This is a genomic window from SAR202 cluster bacterium, from assembly GCA_016872355.1.
Lineage (GTDB): Bacteria > Chloroflexota > Dehalococcoidia > Lucifugimonadales > VGZY01 > VGZY01.
Genome location: VGZY01000027.1, coordinates 22,182 through 32,262 on the forward strand (window position 1 = coordinate 22,182; position 10,081 = coordinate 32,262).

General features: G+C 63.1%; 13 protein-coding genes. 8 read left to right on the forward strand and 5 right to left on the reverse strand.

Going from position 1 to position 10,081, the window contains the following annotated elements:
• Window positions 1–33: 33 nt before the first annotated feature.
• Window positions 34–348 (forward strand): hypothetical protein, encoded by a 315-nt coding sequence (locus FJ319_07690; protein ID MBM3934168.1) that lies wholly within the window; start codon window positions 34–36, stop codon window positions 346–348.
• Window positions 349–424: 76 nt separating this feature from the next.
• Window positions 425–976: a Uma2 family endonuclease gene (locus FJ319_07695; GenBank protein MBM3934169.1), complete on the forward strand. Its 552-nt coding sequence runs from the start codon at window positions 425–427 to the stop codon at window positions 974–976.
• Here the strand turns inward: FJ319_07695 and FJ319_07700 are convergent.
• From FJ319_07700 to FJ319_07710, 3 genes are all read right to left on the reverse strand, one after another.
• Entirely contained in the window at window positions 973–2,205 is a 1,233-nt protein-coding gene (locus tag FJ319_07700; GenBank protein MBM3934170.1) for a ribonuclease D, read from the reverse strand. The genes FJ319_07695 and FJ319_07700 overlap by 4 nt on opposite strands.
• Window positions 2,206–2,292: 87 nt before the next feature.
• Window positions 2,293–3,432 (reverse strand): hypothetical protein, encoded by a 1,140-nt coding sequence (locus FJ319_07705; GenBank protein ID MBM3934171.1) that lies wholly within the window; start codon window positions 3,430–3,432, stop codon window positions 2,293–2,295.
• A gap of 48 nt (window positions 3,433–3,480) precedes the next feature.
• Window positions 3,481–3,795 (reverse strand): hypothetical protein, encoded by a 315-nt coding sequence (locus FJ319_07710; GenBank protein ID MBM3934172.1) that lies wholly within the window; start codon window positions 3,793–3,795, stop codon window positions 3,481–3,483.
• A gap of 376 nt (window positions 3,796–4,171) precedes the next feature.
• On the opposite strand from FJ319_07710, the gene FJ319_07715 reads away from it, so the two are divergent.
• The 6 genes from FJ319_07715 (at window position 4,172) to FJ319_07740 (ending at window position 8,622) form a co-directional block, all read left to right on the forward strand.
• On the forward strand, window positions 4,172–4,621 hold the full coding sequence (locus tag FJ319_07715; GenBank protein ID MBM3934173.1) for a hypothetical protein: 450 nt from the start codon (window positions 4,172–4,174) through the stop codon (window positions 4,619–4,621).
• 108 nt (window positions 4,622–4,729) lie between these two features.
• Complete coding sequence (locus FJ319_07720; GenBank protein MBM3934174.1) at window positions 4,730–5,755, forward strand: Gfo/Idh/MocA family oxidoreductase; 1,026 nt, start codon at window positions 4,730–4,732, stop codon at window positions 5,753–5,755.
• Between the two features lie 121 nt (window positions 5,756–5,876).
• Window positions 5,877–6,503: a hypothetical protein gene (locus FJ319_07725; GenBank protein MBM3934175.1), complete on the forward strand. Its 627-nt coding sequence runs from the start codon at window positions 5,877–5,879 to the stop codon at window positions 6,501–6,503.
• A 21-nt stretch (window positions 6,504–6,524) separates the two neighbouring features.
• Window positions 6,525–6,977, forward strand: coding sequence for an NUDIX domain-containing protein (locus FJ319_07730; protein MBM3934176.1), 453 nt, complete (start codon window positions 6,525–6,527; stop codon window positions 6,975–6,977).
• Complete coding sequence (locus FJ319_07735; GenBank protein MBM3934177.1) at window positions 6,974–8,104, forward strand: exo-alpha-sialidase; 1,131 nt, start codon at window positions 6,974–6,976, stop codon at window positions 8,102–8,104. Before FJ319_07730 ends, FJ319_07735 begins: the two co-directional genes overlap by 4 nt.
• A gap of 164 nt (window positions 8,105–8,268) precedes the next feature.
• Window positions 8,269–8,622: an endonuclease domain-containing protein gene (locus FJ319_07740; GenBank protein MBM3934178.1), complete on the forward strand. Its 354-nt coding sequence runs from the start codon at window positions 8,269–8,271 to the stop codon at window positions 8,620–8,622.
• 157 nt (window positions 8,623–8,779) lie between these two features.
• Here the strand turns inward: FJ319_07740 and FJ319_07745 are convergent, their stop codons facing one another.
• Entirely contained in the window at window positions 8,780–9,541 is a 762-nt protein-coding gene (locus tag FJ319_07745; protein ID MBM3934179.1) for an N-acyl homoserine lactonase family protein, read from the reverse strand.
• Window positions 9,542–9,574: 33 nt separating this feature from the next.
• A complete protein-coding gene (locus FJ319_07750; protein MBM3934180.1) occupies window positions 9,575–9,787 on the reverse strand; it encodes a hypothetical protein in 213 nt (70 codons plus the stop codon).
• Window positions 9,788–10,081: the final 294 nt, after the last annotated feature.

The window sequence follows — 10,081 nt, forward strand, 5'->3', positions numbered from 1 at the left end:
TCCCGTTCTCCCAACCCACCAGGTGCACAACTAATGTCAAACTTCTACTTCGAGCGCGAATGCCGGACCCCGTATTCCGAGTGCTACACGGTCCTGCGGGACGAGGAGGCCGTCGGACGGGTGGACATCCACTTCGCGGACAGCGTGGTCCACGCCACGCTCAACGTGGCGGACACGATGACGACAGAGGATATCAAGGACCTGATCGATACAATAGATGAAGAGCTGGTAGACTCCGTGGGCATCACGCGGCAAGAGGTGATCGTCCACGTGCACCAGGGCAAGGACCTTGGCATATTCAGCACCCGCAACTTCGAGGGCAACGGCGGCCACCAGCGCATGGGGTGAGTCGGCGGCATCGCAGGCGTCGTTGGTGATAGGATATAGAGAGGCGCGGCGGCGGAAAAAGGTCACGAGGTGACCCATGCTCAACCCAAATGTGAAGTTCACAGTCCAGGACTACATGAACCTCCCGGAGTCGGAGGACAAGCGCTACGAGCTAATTGAGGGAGAGCTATACATGGTGCCGGCGCCGAAGTTTGCCCACCAGATAATCTCAAAGAAGCTATTCCGTGTTATCGATGAATTCGTGGAGCGAGGCAAACTGGGTGTCGTGGCGTATGCCCCTGTTGACGTGGTCCTCTCGGTTGAGGATGTGATGCAGCCGGACATCATATATGTCTCCTCGGACCGCGAAAGCATAATCACCGAGGACAACGTACAGGGCGCGCCGGATCTTGTTATTGAAATACTCTCCCCCGGCACGGCCGGGAGAGACCGGACGATAAAGCGCGGAAAGTACGCTCGTTTCGGCGTGCGGGAGTACTGGATCGTGGACCCCCAGAAGCGCACGCTGGAAGTTACCACTGCGGGCAAGAAGGGGTTAGAAACGGTGCGTATCTACCCCGAAGGGACGAAAGCGGAGTCGCCGCTGCTCCCGGGGCTCGAAGTGGACTTGTCTGCGGTCTTCCCTTAGGCCGGCGCTGCGCCCTCCGGCGCGTCGCCCTGCTCTCCATCCGCCGCGTGCCCGTCGCCGCGACCCTCCGGCTCCGCGGCCATCACGGCCAGCTTCTTCTCCAGCGACGCCCCGAACACCTTCACCTGCCACCGCCTCACTTCCGGCGCCGCCAACTCCGCCTGCAGCGTGTCCGGCTCGTGCGCCAGCCTCTCAAGACTGACAGCCGGCCAGACCAGAGCAGGGTCCATCTTGAATGCCTTGCTGTGATCGGTGCGCCACCCCTTCAGCGCGCGGAGGCGGTCCTCGATAATATCCCGCTCAGCCGAGGTCACCCGAGGCCAGCGCGGGCGGGTGGGCGCCGGTCGGCGGAACACCGGCCCGTTCACCCCGGCCTGCAGCGCCTTTACAAGGCCGTTGGCCTGTGGGTGGTGAGCGTATCGCCCGAGGCCCAGCACCTTGGCAAGGTCCGCCGCGGGGTCCATCGCAAGCTCGATGAGCGCCGAGTCCGGTATCACGCGGAAATACGCCCGGTCCATTCGCCGCGCCTCACGCTCGCGGAACTCCACCAGCGACTTCAGTACCGCAAGCTGCCGGCCGTCCATGCCCAGGGCACCCTTCATGTTAAGGAAGTCCGTCTCGGGGTCGGGCCGCGTGTACCGCACCCTGGTCATCCGCACGAACTCCTCCTCCGCCCACTCCAGCCTCTGTAGCTCTGCCAGCTTGCGTCCCAACGCTTCGCGAAGGTCTATCAGGTGGCGAACATCCGAGGCAGCGTACTCGAGGCTCTCCTGGTTGAGGGGCCGTAACGTCCAGTCCGACCGTTGCAGCTTCTTCTCCTTCGGCACGCTCACCTGCAGGTGCTCCTCAAGGATAGAACCGAGGCCAAGCCGCTCGGAGCCTGTGAATGCCGCAGCGATGCCCGTATCGAAGAGATTGGCCACCCGGAAGCCCCACTCGCGGTCCAGGCTCCGAATGTCATAGTCCGCGGAGTGGAATACCTTCTCAACGGACGCGTCCGCGAGCACCGCGCCCAGCGGCGCCATTGCGGCGACGGTCAGCGGGTCTACGATGTAGATGCCGTCAGGGACCGCGATCTGGAGGAGGCAGATTCGCTCCGGATAGCGGTGGAAGCCGTTGGACTCCAGGTCGATAGCGACCGTTCGGCTGCGGGCGATGTGCTCAAGTGCAGAAGAAAGTTGGGACTCGGTTGTGACTATCTCGGCGGGGGTCGTCGGGGCCTGGGTCATTTTACTCCGGTAAAGGGCCGGATTTGCCAGCGGCCCTTACTTAAAGGATATACCAAAAAACGACTACTCTGCGAGGTTTAGGAAGGCCTATCCCTCCTGCGGCCCCAGGTCCGGATCGCCGCCCAGCCGGTAGTAGTTTCGCCCCATCAGGTACCTCACTTCCACCTCGACGTCCCGCAGCGCGGGCGCCGGCGTCACATCAGGGTCGCGACCTTCCAGCACCGCTTCGAACACGTTACGCCCCTGGACTGGCCAATGCTCCCTGTCCAGATGGAATACGTACCAGTAGCCCTGAACGCGGTACCGGGGGGCCTTGCCGTAGAAGGAGTTCACTGTGCGGCGCAGCGAGTCCGGCAGCTCGGCGCCGTTCAGGCTGACCCGGTACGCATCGCGCTCCGTGGAGTTCACCACCCTGCACCGCAGTACGACTTCGTGCACCCTGCCCATCGTGTCCCACCGGGAAAGGTCGTCGCTGATCATGAATTCGACTGATTCCGGGGCGCCCTGGACGAGCTCTCGTGGGAGCTGCATCGTTATGCCGGGCTCCGGCTCGGGCTCGGGGAAGCGGCCCATCGCGGTCGGCACGAAGTACAGCTTGTCCTTCGGCGCCATCACGTCCGGGTGCGGTATCTCCCTCAGCTTCTCGTACACCCTGGCGTCGTACGGCCATAGCCCGTGCCAGTAGGCCACATACAGCCCGTCCACGCCCTGCGCCCAGTAGTTCGTCGCGGCAGCCCGGATCGCCGAAATCGGCCCGTGGTGGACGCGATCGGAGTCGATGATGCTCTGGATGGTCGCGTGCACCCGGGTACCCGTGCCCTTCGCCGCCTCCACGAGCGGCCCATAGTCGGTCATCTGGTCGCACAGCTCCGGCCCCTGATAGGTGTTACCGATTAACACGTCAACAATCCCCTCCCTCGCCCAGCCGGCCGGGTCCAGCCCGATGGACAGGCAGCCTTCGACGCTGGCCGGCACGCGCACCGCCAGCTCTCGATCCGCGCCGCTTTGCTTCACGGCGTCATGCACGCGCCTTACCCAGGCGGTCATGACCTCAGTGCCGCGCTCCACATCGCCGGGGTGGAAATAGCACGGCACGTAGTTCAGATGAAGCTCAAAGCCGTCCACGGGGTAATTGTTCAGTACCTCCTCTATGAGGGAGAAGCGCTCCTCCCTCGCCTCCTCATGCATGAAGTCCAGCCCGGTGTACCGCCTGTCGTTTGGGTCCACGCCTCCCTTCGCGCGTATCTCGAAGTGCTTGTTGTCGAAACGGAAGTCTCAGCAGCGGGTATCCACCCCGCGCTTGCCGGTCGGGCACTGCACGAGCAGCGTCGGGTACAACAACAGCCCTTTCGCGTGCGCCCTGTCCGCGACAACCCGAAGAGGGTCGTTCCCCGTGTCGATCAGCCGCCTAACGTTCTTGGCGGCCCGGTGGAACAGGATGTGCGGCCACTTTTCCACATTGTGTCCCCACAGTTCCCCCACTTTCGTGTCGTGCATCACCGTGCGCCCATCCCCCAGGCAGAACATCAGCGCATCCACCGGCGTGCCCGCCAGCTCGTCCACCGCCGACTCCAGCTCCTCGCGCGGCATGGGGGTTCGTACTGGTAGACAAGGTTGTGGCGGCCGTCGTTGTAGAACATCATGCGGGGTTTCGACGTACGTAGTTTTTGCGCGCTCATCCCGGGCCCCCTGTCTGTGCGTAGGTAAAAAACCATTTCGAAAGTAGGTGCGCTTTAGGTGAATAAGTTGGTGAAATGGTCAATGGACAACATCGTAATACGGCCTAATAATCTACCTCTATTACGTCTCTACGCGCAATGCAACCGTTATCGTTTCCGTTATTCGGAGGCGCTTGAGGGAGGCAAGCTGCCGAAAAGCAGCAACGCAAACGGGGCTGCAGCATTCTTATCTTTCACGGGGGTGGGGAATGGAACTTCATGCGCGGGCCCGCAGGGGATTTCCTTTCATGGCCTATTTCTTCGTAGCCTTTGCCATAGGCATCTCCAGTCTTCAACAGTCCGGCAATAGCGCCGATCTACCCGCTGCGGAAATCCAGGTCGCGGCCACGGCGATCGTGAGGTCTGACCAGGGGCTGCTCGTGAGTCTTGTACGTACCCCGGCCGCCCAGATCACCGATAGCATGGCGCCGCTCGACCTCGTCCGGACCACCGTCTCGACCGTGCAGGGCACCGTCCAACCTTACGCGAACGCCGGCGACGGCCGGGAGGGAGAGATTATCCCGGCACGATTGGCCGACAGCGACGACGCGAGCCGCGCCCTGTGTATTGTGCCGAATATGGCCGACATGTGGTACGCCGCGCTCGCACGGGGCGCGGTCCACAACCTCAATGGCCCTTTCACCGCGTGGACATTCGCGGAGATAGGGCGGGCCGGCGACGCCGGCGCGGACCAGTGACAGGATGGCCCCGACACCGTGTCGGGGCCATCCTGCTTTGCCTCGTTGACTGCCGATACCCGAGCTAGTATTCTGCCCGTTGACCCTATCCCACGCCGGAGACCATCCATGCCCGAGACCCTCAAGGTAACCCAGATCGGCATCGCGCACACCCACGCCAACAACGCCCTTGCCGCCGCGTCGCGGCCCGTGACGAAGCAGCTCAACATGGAAATGGCAGGCATATACGAGCCGGACCCCGACATGTGGGAGGCCCGGCACAAGCGGCCGGAGTACGCAGACATCCCGAAGTTCGACTCCGTGGACCAGATTCTGAACGACCCCTCGATCAAGGCCGTATTCATCCAGACCTGGCCGTGGGAGTGCCTGTATTGGGCGCGGCTCGCGCTGCAGGCGGGCAAGCACATCCACCTGGACAAGCCTCCGGGCCTGTCTTTGCCGATGCTCAAGGAGCTGTACGCGCTGGCCGCGTCGAAAGGCCTCTTCATCCAGATGGGGTACATGTGGCGCTTCAACGCGGGCTTCGAGTGGGCGCAAAAGGCGGTCAAGGACGGGCTGATCGGACGCGTCACGTTCGCCCGATTCCGCGCGGGCAGCGTGCCGGAGTACTGGAACCGCAACCATGTGCACCAGTTCCCGGGCGGCATCATGCAGGAGGAGTCGTGCCACCTGTTCGACCAGGCGGCGGCGATGTTCGGCAGGCCGGACAAGATCACGCCGATCCTTCGCTCCGACGCGCGCGGCTTCGAGGGCATGCCGCCCGGCGTCGATAACGCCATCGTCATCATGGAGTACGAGAAGCAGGGCGCGATGGCCGTAATCGAGGCAACGGGCACCGAGAGCGACCCCGGCCCTCACCGCCACGCGGAGATCCATGGGCTGGAAGGCTCCATCGTCCTCCAGCCGATAGAGCCGCCCGCCATCGACCTGTGCCTCCGCCAGGACAAGGGCGAGTACAGGAAGGGCTGGCAAAAGATCGCCGTAGAGAACAGGCCGCGCTACACGCTGGATCTGGTGGAGTTCGCTGGAGTCATCCGCGGCGAGATCAGCCCGCGCTTCACGCCCGAGCACGACCTGATCGCCCACGAGACGCTCATCCGTGCCTGCGGCGGGGTGATGCCTGCGGGGAAGTAGTTGGTAGTTAGTAGTAGGTAGTTGGCCAGAAGGCGGGAAGTAGGTAGTTGGAAGTTTGTAGTTGGTCGTTGGCCAGACGGGAAATAGGGGCGTTGCCCCCAAAATAACGCGGAGCATTGTGATGCGCCTCATACTCATCGGCCCCGAATACGTCGGCAAGACGACGCTTGCGAATGCGCTTCGCGACTGGGGCAAGGCGCGCGGCCGCGTATTCCACATGGACGACGGCGACTTCACGATCCCCGACTACCACCACCTCAACAAGGCCGAGCAGGAGGCGATGGTAGCCCTCCCGCCTGTCTTGAAAGAGCGGTTCCAGCGCATGGTGATCTACTACCACCTGGACGTCATCTCGCGGTGGGAGGACTGCATCCTGGGCGGCTACCACATTGAGCAGAAGATCTACGGCCCTCGGTACTACCATCCCGGCATCCCGGTGACCTTCGAGCGCTACGTGGAGTCCAAGCTCCCGCACGACACCATCCTGGTCAACATGACCGCGAAGCCGGACGTCATCCGCGCCCGGATGAAGGCGGAACCGCACCCCTACCAGCTTCTCAAGCCGAGCGAGGTGGAGGAGGTACAGGCGGAGTTCGAGAGGGAGTTCTTCACCTCCTGGATTACGCGCAAGGTGACGCTGGACACCTCCTACGTCCAGCCGGAGCAGCTGCTCAAGCTGTTCCTCCAGGCCGTGCGGCCCAAGCTGAACACCCGTGACCTGTTGCTGACCGGCGAGGAGCGGATCTAAGTCCCGCCGTAAGGAAACCCCATGACCGTCGAACGCGTGGAAAAGGTTACTGCGGTCGTCCTTCGCCCCGGCAAGAGCGGCGCGGCCGAGATGCTCGTCTTCGACCACCCCTTGAAAGAAGGCGGCTCCATGATCCAGCTCCCGGCCGGCACGCTGGAGAAGGATGAGACCACGGAGGCGGGCGCCCTTCGCGAGCTGTTCGAGGAGACCGGCGTCCAGGGGGAGCCGGTGGCGCTCGCCGGAGTTCGCGATGAGGAGTGGCAGGGCCAGCTCCGCCGCCGCTGGATCTACATCGTCCGACCGCCCGAAGGGCTGCCGGGCGAGTGGCCGTACAGCTGCGACTGCGGCACCCCGATCCTCTTCCGCTGGATGCCGTTCGATACGGCGCAGATCTTCGAGCCGCAGCAGCCATGGGTAGAAATGGCGCGGGAGTGGGCGAGGAAGAGCAGCCTGGAAAAGGGAGCGAGATCGTGAAACACCGTCTTGAGATCGTGGAGGATGGCCTGCTGTTCGCCAACAAGTACCCGGCAGACTGGGCCATCCATGCGTATTACCCCCGGATTATCGAGCTAAAGCCGAAGGATCTGCTGTGCGTCTACCGTCGCGCCTCGGCGCTGTACGCGGACGACGCGCGGTCCTGGGTGCTGCGCTCCACGGATAACGGCAAGACGTGGCAGGACGAGGGGCGCCTTTACGACGGCTCGCAGGACGCGAAGCACTATTCGTACTCGGTAATGAACCTGACGCAGATGCGCGACGGCCAGATCGTCGTCACCGGCCACCGCTTCCACAGGCCGACACCAACGACGCCGATGTACGACGACAAGACGGGCGGCATTCTGCCCGTTGAATTCGTCCTCCACCGGTCGTTCGACGGCTGCCGCACCTGGACGCCGCCCGAGGTCCCAACCCTTCCCGACCGCCACATCTTTCCCTACGACAGCATCACGGATCTCGATAACGGCGCGTGGCTCAGCGCCGGCGACTGGGAGGTCATCGGCGCTGAAAAGGACCCTCTCAAGCCGCACGTTATGGCCGTGGTCTCAGGCGACAAGGGCAAGACGTGGAAGGTGCTCGCGCCTATGGCCGGGGCGGGTCGCGGCTCGCCGAAAACGTTCTGGCACACCCGGGTGAACCGGTTGCCGGACCGGCGGCTGATAGCATACGCATGGACGGGGGACGAGACGGGGCAGAAGATGCTCACGCTCCACCGCATCATCGGCACGCCTGACGCCACGAAATGGAGCGCGCCTGAGCCGACGAACCTGCAGGGCCAGACCAACCGGCCGGTGAGCATGGGCGGCCAGAACGTCGCGGTGGTGATGTCTGATAGGGAGTCGAAGAATCCGGGCATCTACGTGGCGCTGTCCGAGGATGGCGGATTGAGGTTCGACACGGACCGCTGGGTGCAGATATGGGACGCCTACGGGACGGATAGCATCGGCGTGCCGCGGACGGACAAGTACCCGTCAAGCCACGACAACATTGCATTCGGCGCGCCGGACGCGATACGCCTCTCGGACGGCGATATCATGGCCAGCTTCTGGGGAAGCCAGCGCGGCCAGATGGTGGTGCGCTGGGCGCGCGTGCGGATGGTGTGAGGGGGGGCGGGCCTCGATGGCGTGGAGCGATGAATTGGGGACGGCGAGGGCGGTCCTCCCTCCTCTCCCTGAGGGAGAGGCCTACGGGGCCTTGTCCGTAGGGTGAGGGCTATGGCTGTTGGGTTTCGCTCCCGGAAATCTTAACTATGAAGATAGACCGCAACATGACTTCACATGCCCGAGCGCTGCGACGTGAATCGACGCCCGCAGAAGTGGTTCTCTGGGCGAGACTGAAGGGCCGGCAACTCGGCGGGTACAAGTTCCGACGACAGCAGCCAATCGGACGGTTCGTCGCGGACTTCTTGTGCGTCGAAAGGAAGGTCGTCATTGAACTGGACGGCGGGCAGCATAACGAAGATAGTCAGCTAACGCGGGATGACGAAAGGACGCGGAACATAGAGGCCATGGGTTATCGCGTCCTGAGGTTCTGGAATATCGACGTCAGCAAGAACATTGACGGGGTTATGACCAGGATATCGGAGGCGCTGTCGGCAGAGAACGAAGCACAACAGCCGTAGCCCTCACCCTTTGGGTCAAAGCACCCAAAGGCCTCTCCCTCGGGGAGAGGAGGAAGAGGCCCCCTACCTCCTCCGAAAACAATACACAACTCCCCTTTCCCACTTACCACCCCTCAGCCACTGCCCGTCCGAATCTGTGTAACGTGCGGACACCTCCCTACTTCTGCACGATGTCTATGTTGGCAGGGCGGACGGCGTGGACGGTGTAGGTAAGGGATGATGGCGCGCCGCCTTCGTTGCTGGTCCACACCTCTACCTTTGTGGGGCCGTGGAGGTACTTTACCTCATTGTTCTCCAGCCGGAACGGGCGGTCGTGGCCGGGGCAGAAGACATCGGACGAGCTGCGGATTTTTTGCACGCTGTCCCTCGCGTCCGACACGTCCCAGAATACGTTGTAGGGTATGCCGCGCTTGAGCGTGCCGCCGTCCGGCATCGCGTCTCCGGCAACCAGCACCCTCTCGCCGTCCAGCTCGGCGATCACGCTCATGTGGCCCTTCGTGTGGCCGGGGGTGGATATGACGGACAGGCCGTCCATGATCCTGTCGCCGTCGTCCACCGGGTTGACCTTCATCTTCGCAACCATGTCCGCGACGGGCTTCGCCATATGCAGGTCCGCTGGATTCGGCCTGCGGGCGTAGTCCAGCTCACGCGCGTTCACGACGATGCGGGCGTTTGAGAACATGTCCGCATTCTGGGAGTGGTCCCAGTGGAGATGGGCGAGGATGACGACATCGATATCCGCCGGCTCCAGTCCCTTGGCCTGGAGCGCTTTGAACACCAGGGGCTTGCGGGACGCGGGGCCGGTGTCCACCAGAATGCGGGTCTCCCCCATCGTTACCAGGGAGACCGTTGACCATCCGAACAGCCCCTGGTCCGATACAAACGAGAACCCGTACGTCAGCACATCAAGGTTAGCCATTGCTCATTCCTGCTTTCCGGTCTGGCCGACTGCTCACTGTCGACTGCTCACTGCCGGCTTCCAATGCACTACCGGCTCGGCGGTGGACGGCGGCAGATCGGCGTGCACGCGCCACAGCGCCAGGGCCATATCATCCAGTACCGGCCGTATCTCCAGCGCGCGATGCGGCCCGTACAGGTCGGTCGCCGCGCGGGTCAGCCTTGAGGCGACGGCCGCCACGGCTTTGCGGTCCACGGGTTGCGACATATCTACCTCCGTAGCTGTGCTCCGGCTTCCGGCTGAGGGTAACTGCGGGCATGCTTCGTGTCAACACGAGCCCACCCCTGTCAAGGGGCAGTGAATCTGTCAGTGTTTAGGGTGCAGTGATTTTGTCAGTACGGTTCGTCTCCATGGGTGGTCTGCAGCCGGCTTATGGGCGGTGGACTTAGCCGGATAGGGACTGAGTCCTCTCGCCCGAGGTTTCGGTTGAATTCCGGTGGGAGACTCCTGCGCTTCGGGTTTTGGCTGCTCACCGAGTGAAGATTGGGGATGAGAAAGGTC

Excerpts from the sequence above, each read along its gene's own strand:
- FJ319_07690 (MBM3934168.1), top strand. The coding sequence starts at position 34 with ATGTCAAACTTCTACTTCGAGCGCGAATGCCGGACCCCGTATTCCGAG.
- FJ319_07695 (MBM3934169.1), top strand. The coding sequence starts at position 425 with ATGCTCAACCCAAATGTGAAGTTCACAGTCCAGGACTACATGAACCTC.
- FJ319_07700 (MBM3934170.1), bottom strand. The coding sequence starts at position 2,205 with ATGACCCAGGCCCCGACGACCCCCGCCGAGATAGTCACAACCGAGTCC.
- FJ319_07710 (MBM3934172.1), bottom strand. The coding sequence starts at position 3,795 with ATGCCGCGCGAGGAGCTGGAGTCGGCGGTGGACGAGCTGGCGGGCACG.
- FJ319_07715 (MBM3934173.1), top strand. The coding sequence starts at position 4,172 with ATGGCCTATTTCTTCGTAGCCTTTGCCATAGGCATCTCCAGTCTTCAA.
- FJ319_07720 (MBM3934174.1), top strand. The coding sequence starts at position 4,730 with ATGCCCGAGACCCTCAAGGTAACCCAGATCGGCATCGCGCACACCCAC.
- FJ319_07725 (MBM3934175.1), top strand. The coding sequence starts at position 5,877 with ATGCGCCTCATACTCATCGGCCCCGAATACGTCGGCAAGACGACGCTT.
- FJ319_07730 (MBM3934176.1), top strand. The coding sequence starts at position 6,525 with ATGACCGTCGAACGCGTGGAAAAGGTTACTGCGGTCGTCCTTCGCCCC.
- FJ319_07740 (MBM3934178.1), top strand. The coding sequence starts at position 8,269 with ATGACTTCACATGCCCGAGCGCTGCGACGTGAATCGACGCCCGCAGAA.
- FJ319_07745 (MBM3934179.1), bottom strand. The coding sequence starts at position 9,541 with ATGGCTAACCTTGATGTGCTGACGTACGGGTTCTCGTTTGTATCGGAC.
- FJ319_07750 (MBM3934180.1), bottom strand. The coding sequence starts at position 9,787 with ATGTCGCAACCCGTGGACCGCAAAGCCGTGGCGGCCGTCGCCTCAAGG.